Source organism: Chromatiaceae bacterium (assembly GCA_024235395.1).
Taxonomy (GTDB): domain Bacteria; phylum Pseudomonadota; class Gammaproteobacteria; order Chromatiales; family Chromatiaceae; genus Thiosocius.
Genome location: JACKMK010000002.1, coordinates 732,062 through 754,400, shown reverse-complemented (window position 1 = coordinate 754,400; position 22,339 = coordinate 732,062). Strand labels below are relative to the sequence as shown.

The 22,339-nt window shown below is 65.0% G+C and carries 17 protein-coding genes and 1 tRNA gene; 9 read left to right on the top strand and 9 right to left on the bottom strand.

Annotated features, from left to right (window positions below; all coding sequences use genetic code 11):
• Positions 1-4: 4 nt before the first annotated feature.
• Complete coding sequence (locus tag H6955_11545; protein MCP5314189.1) at positions 5-1,405, bottom strand: ABC transporter substrate-binding protein; 1,401 nt, start codon at positions 1,403-1,405, stop codon at positions 5-7.
• A gap of 477 nt (positions 1,406-1,882) precedes the next feature.
• Positions 1,883-2,482 carry an ANTAR domain-containing protein gene (locus H6955_11540; GenBank protein ID MCP5314188.1) on the bottom strand — a complete coding sequence of 200 codons (600 nt, stop codon included), beginning with the start codon at positions 2,480-2,482 and terminating at the stop codon, positions 1,883-1,885.
• Between the two features lie 297 nt (positions 2,483-2,779).
• On the opposite strand from H6955_11540, the gene H6955_11535 reads away from it, so the two are divergent.
• On the top strand, positions 2,780-5,032 hold the full coding sequence (locus tag H6955_11535; GenBank protein MCP5314187.1) for a patatin-like phospholipase family protein: 2,253 nt from the start codon (positions 2,780-2,782) through the stop codon (positions 5,030-5,032).
• 49 nt (positions 5,033-5,081) lie between these two features.
• Here the strand turns inward: H6955_11535 and H6955_11530 are convergent, their stop codons facing one another.
• Positions 5,082-5,414, bottom strand: a complete 333-nt coding sequence (locus tag H6955_11530; GenBank protein MCP5314186.1) for a hypothetical protein — start codon at positions 5,412-5,414, stop codon at positions 5,082-5,084.
• A gap of 210 nt (positions 5,415-5,624) precedes the next feature.
• Between H6955_11530 and H6955_11525 the strand changes: the two genes are divergently transcribed.
• The 4 genes from H6955_11525 to H6955_11510 all read left to right on the top strand — a co-directional run bounded on the left by H6955_11525 (position 5,625) and on the right by H6955_11510 (position 10,485).
• On the top strand, positions 5,625-6,428 hold the full coding sequence (locus H6955_11525; protein MCP5314185.1) for a transporter substrate-binding domain-containing protein: 804 nt from the start codon (positions 5,625-5,627) through the stop codon (positions 6,426-6,428).
• A 152-nt stretch (positions 6,429-6,580) separates the two neighbouring features.
• Entirely contained in the window at positions 6,581-7,039 is a 459-nt protein-coding gene (locus H6955_11520; GenBank protein ID MCP5314184.1) for a (2Fe-2S)-binding protein, read from the top strand.
• A gap of 11 nt (positions 7,040-7,050) precedes the next feature.
• Positions 7,051-9,291, top strand: a complete 2,241-nt coding sequence (locus tag H6955_11515; protein MCP5314183.1) for a xanthine dehydrogenase family protein molybdopterin-binding subunit — start codon at positions 7,051-7,053, stop codon at positions 9,289-9,291.
• Positions 9,292-9,696: 405 nt separating this feature from the next.
• Complete coding sequence (locus H6955_11510) at positions 9,697-10,485, top strand: hypothetical protein (protein MCP5314182.1); 789 nt, start codon at positions 9,697-9,699, stop codon at positions 10,483-10,485.
• A gap of 181 nt (positions 10,486-10,666) precedes the next feature.
• Here the strand turns inward: H6955_11510 and gloA are convergent, their stop codons facing one another.
• The 6 genes from gloA to H6955_11480 all read right to left on the bottom strand — a co-directional run bounded on the left by gloA (position 10,667) and on the right by H6955_11480 (position 17,187).
• Entirely contained in the window at positions 10,667-11,056 is a 390-nt protein-coding gene (gene gloA, locus H6955_11505) for a lactoylglutathione lyase (protein MCP5314181.1), read from the bottom strand.
• Positions 11,057-11,219: 163 nt separating this feature from the next.
• On the bottom strand, positions 11,220-12,539 hold the full coding sequence (locus H6955_11500; GenBank protein ID MCP5314180.1) for a DUF4157 domain-containing protein: 1,320 nt from the start codon (positions 12,537-12,539) through the stop codon (positions 11,220-11,222).
• A gap of 431 nt (positions 12,540-12,970) precedes the next feature.
• Positions 12,971-13,060, bottom strand: a tRNA-Ser gene (locus tag H6955_11495).
• A gap of 50 nt (positions 13,061-13,110) precedes the next feature.
• Positions 13,111-15,000 carry an AAA family ATPase gene (locus tag H6955_11490; protein ID MCP5314179.1) on the bottom strand — a complete coding sequence of 630 codons (1,890 nt, stop codon included), beginning with the start codon at positions 14,998-15,000 and terminating at the stop codon, positions 13,111-13,113.
• Positions 14,997-15,194, bottom strand: coding sequence for a hypothetical protein (locus H6955_11485; protein ID MCP5314178.1), 198 nt, complete (start codon positions 15,192-15,194; stop codon positions 14,997-14,999). Before H6955_11485 ends, H6955_11490 begins: the two co-directional genes overlap by 4 nt.
• 124 nt (positions 15,195-15,318) lie before the next feature.
• Entirely contained in the window at positions 15,319-17,187 is a 1,869-nt protein-coding gene (locus tag H6955_11480; protein ID MCP5314177.1) for an RNB domain-containing ribonuclease, read from the bottom strand.
• A gap of 53 nt (positions 17,188-17,240) precedes the next feature.
• Here H6955_11480 and H6955_11475 point away from each other — a divergent pair, with 53 nt between their 5' ends.
• From H6955_11475 to H6955_11460, 4 genes are all read left to right on the top strand, one after another.
• Positions 17,241-18,233: a folate-binding protein YgfZ gene (locus H6955_11475; GenBank protein MCP5314176.1), complete on the top strand. Its 993-nt coding sequence runs from the start codon at positions 17,241-17,243 to the stop codon at positions 18,231-18,233.
• Between the two features lie 75 nt (positions 18,234-18,308).
• Positions 18,309-19,157: an HDOD domain-containing protein gene (locus tag H6955_11470; GenBank protein MCP5314175.1), complete on the top strand. Its 849-nt coding sequence runs from the start codon at positions 18,309-18,311 to the stop codon at positions 19,155-19,157.
• 94 nt (positions 19,158-19,251) lie between these two features.
• Positions 19,252-20,418, top strand: coding sequence for a TIGR03088 family PEP-CTERM/XrtA system glycosyltransferase (locus H6955_11465; GenBank protein MCP5314174.1), 1,167 nt, complete (start codon positions 19,252-19,254; stop codon positions 20,416-20,418).
• Positions 20,419-20,424: 6 nt separating this feature from the next.
• Entirely contained in the window at positions 20,425-22,320 is a 1,896-nt protein-coding gene (locus H6955_11460) for an amidotransferase 1, exosortase A system-associated (protein MCP5314173.1), read from the top strand.
• The last annotated feature ends 19 nt before the right edge of the window (positions 22,321-22,339 follow it).

The window sequence follows — 22,339 nt, the reverse complement described above, 5'->3', positions numbered from 1 at the left end:
TCGGTCAAAGGGTTTCGTCGCCCTTGAGCCCGATCGCGAACGCCTTCAGATAATCGTTGGGCTTGGTGCCGTCGAACGTGATGCCGTCGATGAACTCTGTCTGCGGTGCCCGGTAACCGGACTCGTTCGCGAAATCCGGAAACTCCTCCGTGGTCATCTTGCCCTCGGCGATCAGTTCCTCGGCGGCCTTGCGATAGATGTCGGGGCGATACACCGACTTGGCGACCTCGTCGTACCATCCGTCGGCCTTGGGCTCGGCGATCTGGCCCCAGCGGCGCATCTGGGTCAGGTACCAGACCGCGTCCGAGAAATACGGGTAGGTCGCGTTGTAGCGGAAGAACACGTTGAAATCCGGCACCGCACGTTTGTCGCCCTTCTCGTACTCGAAGGTGCCGGTCATCGAGTTGGCGATGACCTCGTAGTCGGCGCCGACGTAGTTCGACTGCGAAAGGATCTTCACTGCCTCGGGACGGTTGCCGTTGTCGTTGGCATCCAGCCACTTGGCGGCGCGCAGCAGGGCCTTGACCACGCGTACCGTGGTGTTGGGATATTTTTCGGTGAACTCCTTGGTCATCCCGAAGACCTTCTCCGGATTGTCCTTCCAGATCTCGTAGTCGGTGATCACCGGCACGCCGATACCCTTGAACACCGCCTGCTGGTTCCAGGGCTCGCCGACGCAGTAACCGTAGATGGTGCCCGCCTCGAGCGTGGCCGGCATCTGCGGCGGCGGCGTGACCGACAACAACGCGTCGGCCTTCAGGGTGCCGGTGATGTCGCCCTTGTGCGGCGCGTAGTAACCTGGATGGATCCCGCCGGCGGCCAGCCAGTAGCGCAGTTCGTAGTTGTGGGTCGACACCGGGAAGACCATGCCCATCTTGAAGGGCTTGCCTTCGGACTTGTACTTGTCGACCACCGGCTTCAGATAGTCGGCCTTGATGGGGTGCTGCGGTTTGCCGTCGGCCTGCTTCGGCACGTTCGGCTTCATCTGCTCCCAGACCTCGTTGGACACGGTGATCCCGTTGCCGTTGAGGTCCATCGAGAACGGCGTGACGATGTGTGCCTTGGTGCCGAAGCCGATGGTCGCGGCCAGTGGCTGACCGGCGAGCATGTGCGCACCGTCCAGCTGGCCATCGATCACGCCGTCGAGCAGCACCTTCCAGTTGGCCTGCGCCTCGAGCGTCACATACAGGCCTTCGTCCTCGAAGTAGCCCTTTTCATAGGCGACCGCGAGCGGCGCCATGTCGGTGAGCTTGATGAAGCCGAACTTGAGATCTTCCTTCTCCGGTTCACCGACCGCCGCCCGCACGGCGTTGCCCAGCCCCCCCAGGGTCAGCAGCAGTCCGGCCGCGAGCGCAGTGCGCCCGATGAAGCTGCGACGGTTCAGCCGCTTGTCATTTCGAGTCATTGTCAAACCTCATTACGAAAAATTCAGGCCAAAAAAAAGGCGTTCCGTCGCAGCTACCGAGGTAGCTGTGACGAGACGCCGTTGTCTGGTGCGGCCCACGTCGGCCGCCGGAGCATGTTTTCGGTGGGGCCCGCCGTTGGGTTCACCGGTCAGCAAACATCGCTCGTTTGCAGACAGGTAGAGCAAGCGGCGTGCCATCTCGACATCTGCCGCCCGTGCGGGAACGCCGGAATCCCTACCTGTACCGCTGCAATTGCCGTCGATTCAGGGCCTTGGCGGGGGTGTCGCCGTGTCGCAGACCGGTCGCCTGGCCATGTCGACCAGGGCCCGGCGGCGTCCGGAAAACGCTGACGCGCTGCACCAAAGCCGTGCGGAACAACCACGAACGGTGGCGCTGGCAGCACAACTTGGTGCAATGCATCGCAGGGGGTCGATGCACCGACGGCGCGCCGCGGCGATGGGCGCGCCCGGCCCGTGTCAGATCAACAGGCTTGCCGCAGCGACGATGCCCTCGGCGATGTCGACCAGGCGTTTGTTCTTGTTCATCGCGAGGTTGCGCATCGCCTTGTAGGCCTCTTCCTCGCTCATGCCACGCTGTTTCATCAGGATGCCCTTGGCCTGGTCCACGACCTTGCGTTCGGAAAGCTGCGCCCGGGTCTTTACCAGTTCCTCGGTCAGCTCGCGGAACTGCAGAAAACGCTCGATTGCTGCATCGACGATGGGCCGCACGCGCTTCTGGCTGATGCCGTCCACCACGTAGGCGCTCACGCCGGCACGCGTCGCGCGCGTGATCGTCTCGCCGTCATCGTCCTGGGTGAACATGACGATCGGCCGCGGGGCGCTCGCCTGCACCGATCTCAGGCTGTCGAGCATGTCCCGGCTGGGCGATTCGATATCCATGATCACGACATCGGGATTCGCCGCGTTGACCCGCTGCACCAGGTTGTCCAGTCCGCACGCGAAACCGACCACGTTGCAGCCGACCTCGGCCAGCGAGCGCTCGACCGACTCGCGGCGTTCCGTGCTGTCGTCGACCAACAGCACGCGTATCTGTCTTGGCGTCTTGGCGCTATCCATCATCACTGCACACAACTGCACACCGGCTCATCCAGGGCGTGGATGGCGCCGGCTGCCACTCTGGGGGATTCGGCGGGCCGCGCATCTTAGCGAACTCGCCGGTCATTCTGTAGCGACCCCGTATGCATACGAACGGCGAACGGGACGGCATCAAACAGGGACTCAGCGATTTTGTTTGCACTGCCCGTGCCAACAATCGACCCGCCAAGCGGGCGGCGCCGTCCTGGAACCGGCCATGGTGTCCGGGTTAACCTGTCGCCGGCCATCGCGCCCGGTACCGCCCCTTGAGATGACTCTATGCTTCGCTGTCGTCGTTCCGGCATAGCGCCGCTCGTCCTTGCCCTGTCGGCGCTCGGGGCCGCGCTGTGGCCAGCGCCCGGCATCACAGAACAGACGCGTCCGCGCATCGGGCTGGTATTGGGTGGGGGCGGCGCGCGCGGTGTCGCACACATCGGCGTGTTGAAGGTGCTGGACGAGATGCGCATCCCGATCTCGTGCGTCGCCGGAACCAGCATGGGTTCACTGGTCGGCGGCGTCTACGCCGCGGGCGTCCCGGTCGACGAGATCCAGGCCCGGCTGGCCGAGATCGACTGGGACGAGCTGTTCACCGACGACCCACCGCGAACGGAAAAACCCTATCGCGCGAAACGCGACGACCACGAAAACCTGTTTCGGTTCGAACTGGGCCAGCGCGGCAACAGTCTGCTGGCGCCGCCAGGATCAACCGGCGGTTACAAGGTCGAATTCCTGCTGCGCGAACTGGTCGAACGGGCCGGAAACTTCCCGGACCAGGATTTCGACCAGCTGCCGATCCCCTACCGGGCGATCGCCACCGACATCGAACAGGGCACGATCAAGGAGTTCAGCCGCGGCGATCTGGTCAAGGCGATGCGTGCCAGCATGTCGGTGCCCGGCGCGATCGCCCCGGTCACGATCGACGGTGTCCTGTATGTCGACGGCGGTCTGTTGCAGAACCTGCCGATCGATGCCGCGCGCGAGGCCTGCGCCGACGTCGTGATTGCGGTCAATGTCGGTAGCGGCCTGTTGCCGCGCGATGCGTTGAATTCGGCATTCGGGATCTCGCTGCAGATGATCAACGTGATGATGGAACAGAACGTGCGGCATTCGCTGGCCGCACTGCATCCCGGCGACATCCTGATCCAGCCGGAACTCGGCGATTTCGGCTCGACCCAGTTTGCAGAGGCGATGCCGCTGGTCGAGAAGGGCGAGGCAGCGGCCCGCGCAGTGGCCGACCAGCTGCGTCGGTACGCGGTGTCGGAGACCGAGTACCTGGCCTGGCGGCAGACCGTGGCGGCACGCCTCCCGCAGGTGCCGCCGGTCCGCGAGGTGCGCGTCGCGACCCGTGGTGGCCGGGTGAACCCGGCGGTGATCGAGCGCGAACTGGCCGAAGTGCCCGGGATCGATCTGCGTCGGCGGCCGGAGACCGATTTCAGCCTGCAGAACCTCGATACCCGGCTCGAGCAGGTCTATGGGCGCGGCGATTTCGAACGCATGGACTACACGATAATCGACCGCCAGGGCACACGCACCGTCGAAGTCCAGGGTGTCGAGAAGTCATGGGGGCCGAACTACGTGAAATTCGGTCTCGGCCTGGCCTCCGATTCGGAGCAGACCCGGTTCAATGCCAGCCTCAGCCACCGCAGCACCTGGATCAACAGCCTCGGTGCAGAGTGGCGCAACGATCTGCAGATCGGGCATGTCCAACGCCTCACCAGCGAGTTCTATCAGCCGATCTCGGTGACAGCCGGTGCCTTCGTCGCGCCCTGGATCGAACTACAGGACGAGCCGGTGGTGCTGTTCATCAACGGCAGCCGGATAGGCGAATACCGCGTCAGCACCGCGCGCGCCCACCTGGATTTCGGCGTACAGAACAAATACGGCGAGTTGCGCGCGGGCGTCTTTGCGGGCGCGCTGGAGGCCGACGCGGATTTCGGCCTGTTGCCAATCTTCCCGGACCACGACCTGAACCAGGCCGGTTACAGCGTCAGCCTGGTGTTCGACCAGATAGACAGCCCGGGCTTTGCGCGCAACGGCGTGCTCGCACAATTGCGCACCTACGGTACCGTGCAGGGCTGGGGTTCGGACGACGAATACAACAAGACCGAACTGCTGCTGGTCGGTGCAGTGACGGTCGACAACCACGCATTGCAGTTGGCGGGCTACTACGGCACCAGCCTCATCGACGAGGTACCGATCTACGACCCCTTCCTGCTCGGCGGCTTTCTGCGCGGCTCCGGTTACCGCATGGACGAACTGGTCGGCAGCGACATTGCGCTTGCCCGCGCGGTCTACACCTACAAGATCGCCAGCCTGCCGGCGCCACTCGGACGCGGTGTCTATCTGGGCGGATCGATCGAGGCCACCAGTGGCGCCATCGGCGCCGACATCACCGCCGGAAACAAGACCCGCCCGTCGGCCAGCCTGTTCATCGGTGCCGATACCTTCCTCGGTCCCGCCTACCTGGCGTTCGGACGCACCTTTGCCGACGACAATCCCAGTGCTGTCTATCTGCTGCTCGGCAACCCCTGAGGGTCAGACGAAACGGGAAGCCGAAGCGACGCTTGGCCGGGAGAGCAGATCATCGCGAGGAGTGGCTGCGGCGATACTCGAACGCCTTCACACATTCCGGCAGGTCGTAATACAGCGGCGCGCGGTGGCCGGACTGTGCGCCGTAGTCGGCGTAGAAGCGCTCACAGGCCGACCGGTCGGGCCGCTGTCCAGTGACGACGCACTCCTCGATGTAGCGTTCACGTTCAGGGGCCAGTCGGCGTTCGCGGGCCGCCTCGCAGGCGGCATCGAGCTGTGCCTGCGCCACGCCCTCGTCGGCGAAACCCAACGGCATCCATCCGCCCGCCAATGCGGCGAGCACAATGCCGAGACCCAGCACCCTATTCAGACTGTTGTCCTTCACCACGGCGACCTCCGGAGACGCGTGTAGACGATGCATCCACGATCAGGTGGATATGCTTCATCACAGTCTAACCGACACCGGAGGATCCCTTCGGGCTGTCCGCCGGCGTCGCGCGACGCAGCACCGCTTTCCGGTTTGACGCGGCGGCCTCATCTGCTAAGTTCGCAGGTCACTCACCCCCATTGTTTTGGACTACCAGAGGGTATCCCGATGCATCGCACCCCGTTCGCGCGCCTGTTGGCCTGCTTCGCCCTGTTCGTCATCGCATGTTCCCAACCGTCGGCAGCGGATGCATCGGCGATCGACCGCATCGTGAACCGGGGTGTATTGGTACTCGGCACGTCGGGCAATATGCCGTCGATGAGCCTGGTCGACGCGAACGGCAGGGCGACCGGCTTCGATGTGGACCTGGCGCGGGTGATGGCCGACCTGATGGGTGTGAAGCTCGAAGTCCGCGTGCTGCCGTTCACCGAACTGCTGCCTGCCCTCCAGACAGGCCAGGTCGACGTGGTGATTTCCAACATGACGATCACTGCACAGCGCAACCTGCGCGTCGCCTTCGTTGGACCTTACCTGGTATCCGGCAAGTGCATCGTGACCAAGAACAAGGCCCTGGCCGCTGCCGAGGAATCGAATGATCTCAATTCGCCGGAAACCCGGCTCGCGGTGCTCGCCGGGTCGACTAGCGAGGACTTCGCGCGCGAGCTGTTTCCGAAGGCAACCCTGTTCGGCATCGACGACTACGGCAAGGCCGCTGCATTGGTCGCCGACGATGCGGCCGATGGCCTGCTGACCGACTATCCGATCTGCCTGTCGACATTGAAAAGCCATCCGGACGCCGGGTTCGTATCGGTGTTCTCGCTGTTGACCTACGAACCGATCGGCATCGCCCTGCCTGCCGGCGATGCACAGTTCATCAACTGGACCGAGAACTTCCTCGACCGGATGCATGGGACCAAGGGGATCGAGGAACTGGGCAAGCGCTGGTTCGGCACCACCAAGCTGGTTCGCTGACCGCGGTGCGCAACGGCGCCTGGCCGGAGACCCGGCAGCAAATAACCCTGCAATCCGGATAAGCAGGCGCTCGATCGCATGGTCCAGACTAGGTCCATGCGTCGACGACCGCGGACCCGACGTCACCGCGCACGCATCACGGGAGCCGTCTCATGATCGAATTGAACATCAACGGTCAGGCACATTCGGTCGATGTCGAACCCGACACGCCGCTGCTCTGGGTGCTGCGGGACAGGCTGCAGATGACCGGCACCAAGTACGGGTGCGGCGTCGGCCTGTGCGGCGCCTGCACGGTTCATCTGGACGGTGCCGCGGTGCGTTCGTGCTCGCTCCCGGTATCGGCCGCAGTCGACGCCGAGATCACCACCATCGAGGCAGTCGGTCGCGACCCGATCGGTCGAGCGGTGCAGCAGGCCTGGCGTCAACGTGACGTCGTGCAGTGTGGCTACTGCCAGTCGGGGCAGATCATGAGCGCGGTTGCACTGCTCAGTCACAACCCCAGCCCGAGCAACGCCGACATCGATGGCGCGATGAACGGGAACATCTGTCGCTGCGCCACCTATCTGCGGATCCGCGCGGCGATCCACGATGCGGCCAAGACGCTGGCCTGAGGGGGACCACCATGACCGACACGAGTGACGCCACCCCGATCGACCGGCACATCATTGCGAACCTGAGTCGTCGACATTTTCTCCAGGCCGGCGCGGGACTGACGTTGGGCCTGTGCCTGCCCGGCGTCGCCACGGCCGCCGCCGAGGCCGGCCCGGGGAAGGCCGGCGACCGCGCGGTCGGCGAGATGCTGTTCGAACCGAACGCCTTTCTGCGTATCGGTGCCGACAACACCGTGACCGTGATCTCCAAGCACCTGGAGATGGGCCAGGGTACCTACACCGGGCTGGCGACCCTGCTTGCCGAGGAGCTCGACGCCGACTGGGCACAGGTCCGGGTCGAGAGTGCCCCGGCGGATGCGACCCGTTACAACAATCTGTTCTGGGGATCTGCACAGGGCACCGGCGGCAGTACCGCGATGGCGAATTCCTGGGAGCAGATGCGCAAGGCTGGTGCGGCCGGACGGGCGATGCTGGTCGCCACGGCGACCGCCCGTTGGCAGGTGCCGGCCGATGAGATCACGGTCGACAAGGGCGTCGTCCGGCATTCCGGCTCCGGTAACACTGCGACCTTCGGCGAGCTGGCGGAAGCGGCAGCCACGCTGCCGGTACCGCAGGACGTCAGGCTGAAAGATCCGCGCGACTTCCAGCTGATCGGCAAGTCTGCGCCGCGCGTCGACAGCGCTGCCAAGACCGACGGCAGTGCGCTTTTCACCCAGGACGTGCAGCTGCCCGGCATGCTGGTCGCCGTGGTCGCGCATCCCCCGTGGTTCGGTGGCGAGGTCAAGACCTTCGACGCTACCGCGACGAAGGCCGTGAACGGCGTGGTCGATGTCGTGCAGATCCCGCAAGGCGTCGCGGTATTGGCCCACGATACCTGGTCGGCAAAAAAGGGGCGCGATGCGCTGGAAGTGGAGTGGGACGACAGCCACGCCTTTAAGCGCGGCAGTGACGAAATCGTCGCGGGCTATCGCGAACTTGCCGGGCAACCGGGGCTCAGCGCCCGCATGGATGGCGACCCCGACCAGGCCTTCGCCGGTGCGGCGCGGACCGTCGAGGCGGCGTTCGAGTTTCCCTATCTCGCGCATGCCGCGATGGAGCCGATGAACTGCGTCATGCGGCTCACCGACGGGGGCTGCGAGATATGGAACGGCGAGCAGTTGCATACCGGTGACCAACACGCGGTGGCGGCGCTACTCGGCCTGCAGCCGGAGCAGGTCGGCATTCATACGCTGTTCGCCGGCGGCAGCTTCGGTCGTCGGGCATGCAAGGATTCTGACTATCTGCTGGAGGCCGCGCAGATCGTCAAGGCCATCGACGGGCGCGCACCGGTCAAACTGGTCTGGATGCGCGAAGACGACATGCGCGGTGGCTACTACCGACCGGCGTTCTATCACAAGCTGCGGGCCGCGCTGGACAGCGCAGGCCAACTGGTCGGCTGGCAGCATCGCCTGGTCGGCCAATCGATCGTGACCGGCTCACCGTTCGAAAAGATGCTGGTGAAGGACGGCATCGACGCAGTCTCGGTCGAAGGCGCATCCACCCTGCCCTACGCGATCCCAAACCTGGCGGTCGATCTGCATTCACCGGCGGACATCGGTATCCCGGTGTTGTGGTGGCGCTCCGTGGGCTCGTCGCATACCGCGTTTTCGACCGAGGCATTCTTCGACGAGGTTGCCGCGATCGCCGGCCGGGACCCGGTGGAGTGGCGCCTGCAGCTGCTCGACGGCCACCCCCGGCATGCGGCGGCACTGCAGTTGGCGGCAGACAAGGCCGGTTGGAGCAATGCCTTGCCACCGGGCCGCAAAGGCGAGCGGCGCGGACGCGGTGTCGCGGTGCACGAGTCGTTCAACAGCTTTGTTGCGCAGGTCGCCGAGGTCAGCGTCGCGCCCGACGGCAGCGTCAAGGTCGAGCGCATCGTCTGTGGCGTCGACTGCGGTATCGCGATCAACCCGGACAACGTCCGTGCGCAGGTCGAGGGCGGCGTGGGCTTCGCGTTGTCGGCGGTCCTGCACGGTGCGATAACGCTCCGCGACGGCCGGGTCGAACAAGGCAACTTCGACGGCTATGCGCCGATCCGGATCGACGAGATGCCGCAGGTCGAGGTCCACATCGTCCCATCGGCCGAGCCACCGACCGGGATCGGCGAACCGGGCGTGCCGCCGGTCGCCCCGGCGGTAATCAACGCGATCGCCGCGGCGACCGGCAGGCGCCTCTACCGACTGCCGGTCGACAAGGCCGAACTGGTCGCGTAGCGGCGGTCGTTGGGCGTCCTGTCACCCGGCTCGCCACTTACCGCCCGTAAGCGCCCCCTGTCTTCACCGCGCCGAAACGTGTCACCCTGAGCGGCGCTCATCCAAAGTGTCGGTTGGGGCATGCATCCACCTGGGTGCGGCGGTCGACAAAGCGCCACCCCCCGGGTGCCAGCCTGGGATCGGATTTCCTAATTAGTCACGTAACGAATCAGACGGAAGCTCCTGATTTGTCGAATTATTTAACACCTTTACCGCGAATTGCCCGGGGGCTCGCCGATCGGCACCCTAGGTCACTGTCGAATAAGGAAATTTCATATCCGGCACTATTTTTGCGTAAAGCCCCAAAGTCGTTTCACGAATCGACGCCGGGCCGAACCGGCGTCAAGACACTGGAGAATGATCCGAATGAAAATAACAGGCCTTTCGAAATTTTTTGGCGGCGCCTCGTTGGCGCTGGCGCTGTTCGCCAGTCAGGGCGCCGGTGCAGCCGCCGTCGCGGTGTTTGACGATGCCAGTTTCGTCGCCGAGGAGTCCGACAACATCCAGGCCGTGTTGAGCACCACGCTCGGCCACACAGTGAGCACCTTCACCGGCACCGCGGACGGCGTCTTCGGTACCGCGTTGAGCGGCGCCGATGCATTGGTGATCCCGGAACAAGAGAACGGTGACCTCTCCTCGGCACTGAGTGCGACTGCGATTGCTGAGATCACCGGCTTCATGGCGTCGGGTGGTCAGGTCGTCGTTGTGGGCAGTTACTACACCACGGGCGACGGATTCGGCGCCGCGATGGTCAACGCGCTGCTCGGCACCGCGTTCGGCGAGACCGATTTTTCGACCGCGTCGAGCAGCAGCATTACCGCCGCCGCCGCGGCAACCCCGTTCGCCGGTGGACCGGCCAGCCTGCCGAATCTCAGTGGCACCTCCGGTCTGACCGGCGTTGCGGCCGCCAACACCGTCTACCAGACCGGCGGTGCGGCCAGCGTGGCATGGTTCTCTGCCGGCCTCACTTACATCGGCTGGGACTTCTTCGACGCGGCGCCCCTCAGGACCACCGATCCGCAGGGCTGGGAGACCATCCTGGATATCGCCGTGACCCCACGCGACACGCAGGTGCCGGTACCGGCCACGGCACTGTTGCTGCTGGCGGGTATCGTCGGTAGTCGCGCGGTGAGCCGGCGCGCGGCAAGGCGGTGATCTGAGACGCCATCGCGCGGTCCCCGGATGACTGCGCAGACGCAAAGCCCCGCCACCCCGGCGGGGCTTTCGTTTGTGTTGCGTACATCGTGCAGATACAACGGCCCGCGCGGTGATCGCGGGCGCGCTACCGAGCCCGCCCCGATGCCCCACAGTACGCGTCGGAGTCTATCGTTGACCGTCAATGGCCCTTGCGGCCGATCAGCTCGATCGGGTAGCCGTCGGGATCCTCGACGAACGCGATGATCGTCGTGCCGGCGTTCATCGGCCCGGCCTCGCGCAGGATCTTGCCGCCGCGTGCCTTTATCTGATCTGCAGCACGGTAGACGTCATCGACCTCGATCGCGATGTGGCCGTAGGCATTGCCCATCTCGTACCGGTCCACGCCCCAGTTGTAGGTCAGTTCGATGACGGTGTGATCCGTTTCGTCACCATAGCCGAGAAACGCCAGCGTGAACTTGCCATCCGGATACTCCTTCTGGCGCAGCAGGCGCATGCCGAGTACCCCGGTGTAGAAATCGATCGAGCGCTGCAGGTCACCGGTCCGCAGCATCGTATGCAGAATGCGCATCAGCGTGTCCTCAAGGGTGGCAACAGTTCATCGGTCGACGACGCGCTCCCGGCGACCCGGGTGATCCACGCGAAGCTGCGACCCGCGGAGCATACCCCAACAGCCGTCCGAATCCTCATTGGACCGTTGGCCCCGCGTGCAGCCGGCCGCTTTGCCGTGGTCGTCAGAAATCCGAAGGCCAGCGCAGCGTACGGGGCTCGCATTCCGTCATCTCGCCCATGCCGATCACCTTGCAGGTGTTGCCCTTGAGAAAACCGGCCTTTTCACTGCCGAAGAATATTCGCCCCACCGCCTGCAGATAGCGCTTGCCCGCCTCGCCCTTGGCCACGTCGCAACCTTCCAGGTAGACCGTGGCGCCGTCAGCCATGTACCCGGCGAACTGCCCGCTGGTGTAGTTCTTGTTGAGGTAGGCGCTGCTGTAGTAGTGCTCGCCGAAACCGAAGTGGTCTTCGGTGCCATGCCCCATCAGATGCAATCCGCGCACGAAGCCGGTGGCGTCCTGGTGGCGCCGGGCGATGAACGCCAGCGCCGCGCCGATGTCATCGAACGCCGCCATCGGAAACGCTGCGTCGGTGCGTTTGTCTTTTACACGACCTTTGGCCATGCCTTCGAGCAGATACTCGGCCATGTCCATGCCTTCATAGTGGGTGTAGAAGGTCAGATCGACATTCCCGCCTTCTCTTTTCAGCCGGTCGATGGCCTGTTTGCGCTCCTGCTCGCGCTCGTTCTGTGGACCGGCGGCCACGATCTTTTCGACCCGGCGGCGCTGCGCGTCGCGTGTCGGCAGCAGATTCGCAATGCCGGTCAACAGGGTACGGCCGCTGGGCGTCAGTGCCAGCTCAGCCAGCCACGTATCGCTCGAGAGTTGCTTGAAGAAAGCCGTCGCCACCTGCAGCTGATTTTCCGCGTCCAGCGCGCCGAAGACCTCCAGTACGAATGCGTAGTGGCGCGGGGATTGCCAGGCCAGTTCATAGAGCGCCGCTGCCAGGGCGCCCTCCTTGAGATTCTTTCCCCACACATTCTCGAAGCGTTCGATGAATTGCCTGGGTGTGGTCGCCGCATGGTCGTCGTCCTTGAACTGGGGCGTACCATGCGTCACCGTTCCCGCAGCGACCGGCGCGTGCATGCCGTTGACCGCTTTTTCAGCGGCCTGGCCCGCCTCGCTTTCTCGCGCCATACCCGGCGCACCGCGGCCACCGGCCTGCTGGACCACGTGGGCCAGCTCATGCGCGATCAGACGTCGCCCGTGGGGCGCATCGGGTCGGTACTGGCCATGGGCGAACAACAGGTCGGAACCGACCGTACAGGCGCTCGCCCCGCGAGCCGAAAGCAGGGCGTCTTCCCGGCTGCCGGCGTGTACACGCACCTGACTGAAGTCATGTCTGAACAGCGGTTCGAATGCCGTCCGAGTGGCCGCTGCCAACGGTTGGCCGGTGCCCGGCGTGGCGCGCGCCGAGTCCTGCACGGCTGGCGGCTGCGACACCCCCCCGATATCGTGACCGCGCACTGGAGGGCGAATCAGCCACCCCGGTGACGGCACGGAACGCTGTGAAGCTGGAAGTTGCATGCGCATGGCCACCACCAGGCCGTTGGCCTCGTCGTCTGCCCGCAGACTCAGTTTAGCCGGCGCCACCGACCAATGGCCGGTGGGGCTGTGGAGTCGATCGGCCGAGAGGGAGGTATTGACTCGGCGCTCCCCTGCGCCTCGCCCTTGGGGCCGCGCAAGCGCGGTCAAGAATGCTTCCTGCGTTCTTTATCGAACCGAAGGGCTACTCCAGCCATCCATGGCTTCCGCCCTGCGGGCAGGCGCCGAAAAAGCGGCGCCGTTCAAGTTCGCTCCGGGCGAACCTGTCTCATCAAGCCTCCGCACCCCTGATAAACAAAAAGGCCCCACGCGGGGGCCCTTTTGTTTATTGGCGGAGAGGGAGGGATTCGAACCCTCGTTACGCGCTAACGTAAACACGATTTCGAATCGTGCGCTTTCAACCGCTCAGCCACCTCTCCGGATTTCGCGGCATGGGTGCGACACCAGGTCGCGAGTCGCGCATTCTACATCAGCCGGCCACCGTTAGGGTATTGCTGCCACGCTCGCAGAAGATCTTGGTGTCGAATTTGACCTGGCAGTTCTGCGGGAAGTCCTGCGCGACGATCCAGACCTGGCTGATGTCGTCGCCGAGGTCGGTCAGGGCGTACAGGGCACGGCGCGTGCGCTCGTCGTCAAAGAACGCAAAGGGTTCGTCGAGGAATGCGAACTGCCGGCCCTTGACCGTACGACCGAGCAGCTTCTTGGACAACGCCAGACGCAGCGCCAGCATGATCTGGCGCTGGGTGCCGCTGGAGACCTCGTCGAGGTCCATGAAATCGCGTTTCTCGCTCGAGAACACCCGCACATTGAGGCCTTCGTCGATCTGCAGATGCTCGTAGCGACCGTCGGTGAACAACGGCAACAGGCGCCCGACCAGCTCCTTCACATCACGATTGAAGGTGTTCGACAGGTGCAGGATGGCACCGTGCAGCAGCTCGAGGCCACGCTGACGACAGGCGATGCGCTCTTCGATATCTTCCCGCTTGTCGGTCAATCCGTTGAGCACCTCGGACAGATTCAACGCTTCCTGCAGGCGTGATTCCTCGTCGTCGATCTCGATGTCGAGTTCTGCGATCTGCGCATTGAGACGGTCGCCGACGTAGGTCAGCCAGGCCGCTTCGCGCTCGCAGTAATCCTGTGCCACCCGCACTGGCGACCTCGCCCCGTCCAGCTGTCCGTGCACGGCCTGATACTCTGCATCGTCCGGTCTTGCCGGCGCATGCATCGACGGATCATCGTGCTCGCCCGGCGTTTCGTCATCCATGTCGGACTCGGTTGCCAGGCCTTCCTCTTCAGGTATGTCTTCGATATCGATCGCGCGAGCCTGCGCCAGTACGCCGGCAAGCTGAGCACCCTGCGCGGTGAGTTCGGCGATCCGGCGCCGGATACCCGCCTTGCGGATCCACAACAACAGGAACAACACACCCAGGCCCGCGGCGAGATAACCGATCCACAGGACCTTCTGATCGTTCCATTGCGGGACATGCCGCGCCAACAACTCGCGGGCGAGTTCGGCCTGCGGCAGATGCCCGGCATAGGTCAACAAGGCCCAAAGGCCACCGCTGGCGAGCGCCAGCAGCAATACCAGAAACCGCAGAAAGCCCACACGTCCACTGGCGCTGCGTGCACGCTCGATCTGTGCCGCGTTCGCGGCGTAACGGTCGAGTTCGACATTGATCTCGTCGACCAGCGCATTGACCTGTTCGATCTGTACACTGGTGTGATGACGCTCGTCTTCCAGACGCGGCATACGGCCGTCCTGGATGCCGAGCGCCTGGACGTCCTGATCGACGGATTCCCACTCGGCGCGGATCTCCCCGAGCAGATCCTCACGCTCGGCGATCTCGTCCTGCAGGCTGTGCACCACCTGTTCCAGCGGTGCGACGCCCGCCATGATCTTGATTGCCTGGCTGTGCGGGTGTGGCGTCGTGATCTCGCGCTGGGCCAGGTAGAAGGACTCGACGAATTCCTCGTATTCGAAACCCAGGATCGCGAACAGTGCGTCGGCAACCGCCCCCACACCGCGTGCGATCGGGTTTTCGATGTCGCCGGACAATGCGAGCTTGGCACTGTGCATGCCGTCGCGGTCCAGGAAACGGGCCAGTTCGTAGCGCTGATCCTCGACCGAGAACTCGAGCGTCACGCTGCAGTGGTTTTCGCCCCAGCGCACGACCTTTTCTATCTCGTCGGGTGGGATCGAGAAGGTGCGGCCGAACAACGCGAAACACACGGTCTCGCCGATGCTGCTCTTACCCGACTCGTTGCGGCCGCTGATCGCGATCAGGCCACGCTCGGCGAGATCGATCGACAATTCCGCGTACTTCAGTACGTTGCGCGCACGGATCTTGTTGATGATCATGGCTTGCCCTCGGTCTCGAGCCTGACCAGGCGATCCAGCACCATGTCCATCGCCTTGCGGTATTGCGCCTGGTTGAACGGCTCACCGGAGTTCAGGCGGCGATCGAATTCGGCCTCACAATAGGCGGCAAAATCCTCCGAGGGCTTCGTGACGCCAGTATTCTTGTCGGGCCCGGGCCCGCCTGTCGCGGTCATTGTCAGTCTCCGGAAGATCACCAAGCAGCGAAGACGCGAAGTATACGGACTTGGCGCGAATTCTCTAGCCGCAGACCCCCGTCGCCGCGCGCCGCCGGTGCCGGTGCCGGTGCCGGTGCCGTCGTCAACCGACGACGCGGAAGTAGACCGACTGCGCGGGTACGTCGACCTCGCGAACCGCGAGCCTGAGGACCTGGTTCAGGGCGTGTTCCGGTGCACTTCGGATGCGCGTTTCGAGCGCCAGTTCGGGAATGATCACCAGGGTCTTGCGCTCCTCGAGACCGACCACCACGGCGTCGCCCTGCCACTGCGGGTGGCGCGCGAGGTGCACCAGCTTCCAGTGCAGGTTCGAGGTGCGCTCGGCGCGTCGAATCACGCCGCCCGCCGCCTCCAGGCCGGCCGCACGCTCGAGGACCTGGTCGCTGGACAGGATCGTCGAACCGGTCACGAATCCGCGCAACTGCTGATGCACCAGGAGGTCGGCGTATCGCCGCAGCGGGCTGGTCGCGCGCGCGTACATTTCGAGGCCGAGTCCAAAATGCGGTGCCGCCTCCAGGGTCACCCGACTCGGCTTGAACAGGCGACGGTAGGCATACATCTCGGCCAGCGAGCCGGGTTGCATCACGCTGTCCGGTGCCGGCTGTGCGACGAACGGGATCGCCACGCCGTTGGCCTGGGCAAAACGTGCCGCCGCCTCGCCCGCCATCAGCATCGCGTCGGTGACCATGTCGCGGCTCGCCAGCTTGGGCAGCGGACGAATCGACACCTCGCCATCGACCAAACGCACCGACACCTCGGGCAGGTCTATGCGCGCCGCGCCACTGGCGATGCGCCGTGCGCGGAACGCATCGGTGAACCGGCGTATCTCGGCGAACGGCGACTCGTGCATCCGCGCATCGATCTCGTCGTAGGTCGCGCGCTGCACGCATACCCACGAAGGCACGACCTCGATGTCGCTGAGCTGACCGTCGACGAAACCGAAAGCAAACGACAACGCCGGCGATCGCTCAGCGAGGCCCAGTCCGAGACGGTGGGTCACGGTCTCCGGCAGCATCGTGTGGATGCGTTCCGGCAGATACAGATTGGCCCCGCGCTCCCGTGCGGCGAGATCGGCGTGCCCACCCGGTCGCACCAGCGCGGCGACATCGGCGATGTGCACCCACAGGCGCTCGCCGTCGATGCTCAGTGCATCGTCCGGATCCTGATTGCCGGCGTCGTCGATCGCCCAGGCATCCAGCCCGGTGAGGTCGCGGCGTGGCTCGTCGGGCAGCTCCGGCACCCCAATCTCGACCGGCTCGAGCCGGGCGCCGGCGCGCGCCGCCCAGGGATTGTGGTGCGGGTCCCAGTAACCGCAACGGATCAGGAAACGGTGCGCGGCCTCCGTGGTGGCCGGCAGGTCGAAGGCCGCGAGGATGCGGCTGTGCTCCGCGGTGCCGAACGCGACCCGTTCGACCTCGGCGAGGCGCTTGCGATCCTCGTCCTCGAGGCGCCCGGCATCCACCCGCTCGAGAAACCCGGCCCACTCGCGCTCCGCACGCTGCCTGCTCTCGCGCACCTCGCGTTCGGCATTCACCGCCTCCTCGCTGCGCCGCTGGATACGCTCGGGGTCGCCTTCGAAGTACAGGCCGTCCTGCAGGATGCCCCAGGCCCCCCAGGCCGCTGCGGGGGTGAATTCGCCGTACAGGAACTCCGCCAGTTCCGCCAACGCCACCTGTTCGCCCTCGAGCAGTTCCCAGGCCTCGTCGATCGCCGCCTCGCCCGCATCCAGGGCCCCGAGGCTGGTCAGCGGCCCCGGGTGCAGCAGCACCACGTCCTTGTCGCGCACGCGCTTCGACTTGCCGCCGGCCAACTGAATCTCGATCTTGTCGCTGACGCCGCTGACGATCGCGGGGTGGATCTTGTACAGGACCAGACAGCCGGGGCGCAGTGCAGCAGAAGACACGAAAAATCCCTTGGTTTGGAAGATCAATCGGCGGGGGGAATTCGCTATCATACCGCTTTCCCGTTTCGATACGGCCACGAGCCGAACCTGCGAACCCCTTAAACATGAACACCTGGCAGCAACTCGTCTCGCAAAACCCGCCGCCGGCAAGGGCATTTCCCGACTGCGCGATCACGGATCTCTCGCACTTCGGACTGATCCGCGCTGCCGGCCCCGACGTGCGCACCTTCCTGCAGGGCCAACTGACCAATGACATCAACCTGGTCACACCCGAAACGGCGCAACTGAGCAGCTATTGCAGCCCGAAGGGCCGCATGCTCGGCAGTTTCTGGATACTGCAACGCGGTGACGACCTGTACCTGCAGCTGCCGGTCGAGCGCCGCGACGCGATCCTCAAGCGCTTGCAGATGTTCGTGCTGCGCGCCCAGGTGACGCTGGCCGACGCGAGCGACGAACTGGCGCGTTTCGGCCTCACCGGCGACTGTGCGGCGGCACTGTTGCCGTTCGCGCCGACGGCCGACAAGGGCTGCATCACCCGCGACGGACTGAGCGTGATCCGGGTCCCCGGCGACCGCCCACGATTCGAGGTACTGGGCCCGCCGCAGAGGCTTGCCGAACTGTATTCGCAGGCCCTCCCCGGGGCACAACCGACCGGACCCGATTTCTGGACCTTGATGGACATCCGCGCCGGGCTGCCGAACGTGTTCGACGACACGGTCGAGGCATTCGTGCCACAGATGGCGAACCTGCAGCTGATCGGCGGGGTGAGTTTCACCAAGGGTTGTTACACTGGCCAGGAAGTGGTCGCGCGCATGCAGTACCTCGGCAAACTCAAACGCCGCATGTATCACGCCCACATCTCCGGCGAGGAACGGCCGCAACCTGGCACCGAGGTCTACTCGCCAAGCAGCGAATCCGGCCAAGGTGCCGGGCGGATCGTCGCCGCCGCACCGTCACCGGACGGCGGTTTCGAGGTGCTCGCGGTGCTCCAGATCAGCAGTGCCGAGGCCGGTGACGTCCGCCTGCGCGACGCTTCCGGACCGGTCCTCGAGTTGCGCGCACTGCCCTACCCGTTTCCCGCGACTGACGCGGGCTGAAATCGCCCGTTTACACTCAAGTTTTGCGCCTCCCGTCCGCAGTACTGGTATCGATCACCCTACGACGGAGCCCCCATGCTCAACGCAGCTAAGGCCAACAACCTGGCGCAAGAGATCCGCGACGATATCGAACACAACCGCATCCAGCTGCCGACCCTCCCCGAGGTGGCGTTGCGGGTGCGCGACGAGGTCGAAAGCGAGAACAGCAACGCCGGCGCGATCGCACGCATGGTCGCCAGTGACCCGGCGCTGTCGGCGCGCCTGTTGCAGGTGGCCAACAGCCCACTCTACCGGGGCCGGGTCGAGATCGACTCGATCCAGCAGGCGGTCACACGGCTCGGCCTTAAGATGGTCCGCAGCCTGGTCGTGAGCCTGGCGATGAAACAGATCTTCCAGGCGACCTCGGAGGCACTCGACCGACAGTTCCGGGTGATCTGGGACGACAGCCTGCAGGTCGCTGCCATCAGCCGCGTGCTGGCGAACAACCTCCCGATGCTCGAGAACGAACAAGCGATGCTCGGTGGCCTGATCCACAATATCGGGGCATTGCCTATCCTCACCAAGCTCGAAGACGAATTCGGTTTCAACATCGATCCTGAATTACTCTCCGACCTGATCGGCGAACTCGGACCGGACATCGGTGCGACGATCCTGAAGCACTGGAACTTCGCCTCATCGCTGGCGAACATCCCCGTCGCCTGCCAGGACCTGAGCTACGACCCCGGCCCGGCGCCGACCTACGCCGACGTCGTGACGGTCGCCCGTTTGCAGAACCTCGCATTGAAGGGTCGCGCCGGCAGCGACGCCGATTGGTCGAACGTACCTGCGTTCGCGAAGATCGGCATGGAACCGGAGGTCGTGATCGTCGACATGGAAGGTTCGGCGGACGAGATCGCCGAGGTCCGCAACATGTTGGAAGGCTGATCGGGCGCATGCCGCGCCCGGTCTTTCACAGGGCCGGCGCGGCTGCGATAATCACGCCACCCTGCACTGTCCGCTAACCTCTGGGGGCCCGAACTTGCCGCCTGCTGCCGTCAGCGACGACGCGCCTCCGCTGATTGCCCATGTGATCTACCGCCTGCAGGTCGGCGGACTCGAGAACGGCGTCGTGAACCTGGTCAACCAGATGCCCGCCGACCGTTACCGCCACGCCATTGTCTGTCTGACCGAGGCGACCGCGTTCCGTGACCGTATCCTGCGTGGTGATGTCGCGATCTACGAGATGCACAAGCGCCCAGGCCACGACTTCGCGATGTGGGGTCGTCTTTACCAGCTGTTTCGCGAAATCCGTCCGACCGTCGTGCACAGTCGAAACATCGGATGCCTGGAGGCGCAGATCCCGGCCTGGCTGGCACGCGTCCCGTGCCGGGTGCACGGCGAACACGGTTGGGACGTCAGCGACCCGGACGGCAGCCGCCGCGGCTATCGCTGGCTGCGCCGCCTGCACAGTCCGCTGGTGCAACGGTTCATCGCCCTGTCGCGGGAACTCGAAGACTACCTGGTGCGACGTGTCGGGATCGCCGCGGACAAGGTGAGCCGCATCTACAACGGGGTCGACAACGCCCGCTTTCATGCCGGACGCAGCACGGTTCTCCCTCCCGGTTTCGCGGCGGGCGGCGACGTCGTCTTCGGTACGGTCGGGCGCATGCACGGGGTCAAGGATCAGGGGAATCTGACGGCCGCGTTCATCGCGCTCTGCCAACAGCGGCCGGAACTGGCCGGGCGCATGCGCCTGGTGATGGTCGGCGACGGTCCGCTGCGGGACCCGTGCCTGGCGATGCTCGCGGACGCGGGACTCAGCGGGCAGGCCTGGCTGCCCGGCAGCGCGGACAACATACCCGAGCTGATGCGTGCCTTCGACGTGTTCGTGCTGCCCTCGCTCGCCGAAGGTATCTCGAATACGATTCTCGAGGCGATGGCCAGTGGCCTGCCGGTGATCGCGACCGACGTTGGCGGCAACGCCGAACTGGTAGAGGCCGGTCGCACCGGGGTACGGGTGCCGGCCGGCGACGCACAGGCGCTCGCCGATCAGATGGCCGGGTACGCAGGAGATCCGGATCTGCGGCAGCGCCACGGCGACGCCGGTTGCCGGCGCGTGGCCGAGCAATTCAGTATGAAGCAGATGATCGCCGCCTACGGCGGCGTGTACGACCGACTCATGCAACAGCGCGGCATCGCGCATTGACGCAACATGTGTGGTATTGCCGGAATCTTTGACACTCGGGGCATGGATCCACCGCCTGCGGAACTGATCCGCGGGATGACCGACGCGATCACCCACCGCGGCCCGGACGAATCGGGCATTCATGTCGAGCCAGGTGTCGCACTGGGTCATCGTCGCCTGTCGATCATCGACATCGCCAGCGGCCAGCAACCGCTGTTCAACGACGACCGCTCGTTGGCGATCGTATTCAATGGCGAGATCTACAACTTCACCGCGCTGCGCCCGGAGTTGGAAGCACTGGGGTTCCGTTTCCGCACGCATTCCGACACCGAGGTCATACTCCACGCCTGGCAGGCGTGGGGACCGGCGTGCGTGCAACGCCTGCGCGGCATGTTCGCGTTCGCGATCTGGGATCAACGCCGGCGGCACCTGTTCCTGGCCCGCGACCGGCTCGGTATCAAGCCGCTGTACTATGCGTTGCTGCCCAACGGTCACCTGGTCTTCGGATCCGAACTCAAGGCCCTGCTGCCACACCCGAAGTTGCCACGCGCCCGTGACCCGCGCGCCATCGAGGACTACTTCGCCTACGGTTACATTCCCGAGCCGCGCACGATCTTCGACGCGGTGCGCAAGCTCCCCCCCGGCCACACCCTGTTGATCGAACAGGGTCAGTCGACCCTGCCGCGCAGCAACCGGTACTGGGACATCCCTTTTGCGGACAACGGCGTGACCGACCAGGCCGATGCCGAACAGGAATTGATCGAGCGCCTGCGCGAGGCGGTCGCCGTGCGGCTGGTGGCCGAGGTGCCGCTGGGCGCATTCCTGTCCGGCGGCGTCGACTCCAGTGCGATCGTCGCGATGATGGCCGGCCTGATACAGCAGCCGGTCAAGACCTGCGCGATCGGCTTCGACGTCGCGGCGTTCGACGAGACCGAGCATGCACGCAAGGTCGCCGAGCGTTATCACACCGACCATCAGACCGACACCGTCAAGGCCGACGACTTCGACCTGGTCGACAGGATGGGCTGGCTTTTCGACGAACCGTTCGCCGACAGCTCCGCGATGCCGACCTACCGCGTCTGCGAAGCGGCCCGGCGTCGCGTCACGGTGGCGTTGTCCGGCGACGGCGGCGATGAGAACCTCGCCGGTTACCGGCGCTACCGCCTGCACCTGGCGGAGGAACAGCTGCGCAGTCGTCTGCCGCTGGCGCTGCGCCGTACGGTGTTCGGACCACTCGGCGCCCTGTACCCGAAAGCGGACTGGGCGCCTCAGTTCCTGCGTGCCAAGACGACCTTCCAGTCCCTCGCCCGCGACACCGTCGGCGCCTGGTTCCACAGCGTCTCGCGCATGACCGACGGACAGCGCGCGTCGCTGTTCAGCACCGAGCTGAAACGTGAACTCGCCGGATACAACGCGGTCCAGGTACTGCGCGAACACGCCGCCCAGGCACCTACCGACCATCCGCTGTCACTGGTGCAATACCTGGACCTGAAAACCTTCCTGGTCGGCATTCTGCACAAGGTGGACCGCGCCAGCATGGCGCATGCACTCGAGGTCCGGGTACCCCTGCTCGATCATCTGCTGGTCGAGTGGATGTCCGGTCTGCGGCCCGAGTGGAAGCTGTCCGGCGGCGATGGCAAGCACCTGTTCAAACGTGCCCTCCGGCCCTACCTGCCGGATGAGGTGATGTACCGTCCCAAACAGGGCTTCTCCATCCCGTTGGCCGAGTGGTTCCGCGGACCGCTGCGCGAGAAATACCGCCGCGAGGTGCTGGCACCCGCGATGACCGAAAACGGGCTGTTCAACCCGGGATACCTGCACAAGCTGCAGCAGCAGCACGACAGCGGACGGCGTGACAACAGTGTCGTGATGTGGGCACTGCTGATGTTCGCGCTGAGCGAACGCCATCTGGCGGCCGCCTGACCCGGGGCCAGGCGACCGC

Coding starts and splice junctions, on each gene's coding strand:
- H6955_11545 (MCP5314189.1), bottom strand. CDS start 1,405: ATGACTCGAAATGACAAGCGGCTGAACCGTCGCAGCTTCATCGGGCGC.
- H6955_11540 (MCP5314188.1), bottom strand. CDS start 2,482: ATGGATAGCGCCAAGACGCCAAGACAGATACGCGTGCTGTTGGTCGAC.
- H6955_11535 (MCP5314187.1), top strand. CDS start 2,780: ATGCTTCGCTGTCGTCGTTCCGGCATAGCGCCGCTCGTCCTTGCCCTG.
- H6955_11525 (MCP5314185.1), top strand. CDS start 5,625: ATGCATCGCACCCCGTTCGCGCGCCTGTTGGCCTGCTTCGCCCTGTTC.
- H6955_11520 (MCP5314184.1), top strand. CDS start 6,581: ATGATCGAATTGAACATCAACGGTCAGGCACATTCGGTCGATGTCGAA.
- H6955_11515 (MCP5314183.1), top strand. CDS start 7,051: ATGACCGACACGAGTGACGCCACCCCGATCGACCGGCACATCATTGCG.
- H6955_11510 (MCP5314182.1), top strand. CDS start 9,697: ATGAAAATAACAGGCCTTTCGAAATTTTTTGGCGGCGCCTCGTTGGCG.
- gloA (MCP5314181.1), bottom strand. CDS start 11,056: ATGCGCATTCTGCATACGATGCTGCGGACCGGTGACCTGCAGCGCTCG.
- H6955_11490 (MCP5314179.1), bottom strand. CDS start 15,000: ATGATCATCAACAAGATCCGTGCGCGCAACGTACTGAAGTACGCGGAA.
- H6955_11485 (MCP5314178.1), bottom strand. CDS start 15,194: ATGACCGCGACAGGCGGGCCCGGGCCCGACAAGAATACTGGCGTCACG.
- H6955_11480 (MCP5314177.1), bottom strand. CDS start 17,187: ATGATAGCGAATTCCCCCCGCCGATTGATCTTCCAAACCAAGGGATTT.
- H6955_11475 (MCP5314176.1), top strand. CDS start 17,241: ATGAACACCTGGCAGCAACTCGTCTCGCAAAACCCGCCGCCGGCAAGG.
- H6955_11470 (MCP5314175.1), top strand. CDS start 18,309: ATGCTCAACGCAGCTAAGGCCAACAACCTGGCGCAAGAGATCCGCGAC.
- H6955_11460 (MCP5314173.1), top strand. CDS start 20,425: ATGTGTGGTATTGCCGGAATCTTTGACACTCGGGGCATGGATCCACCG.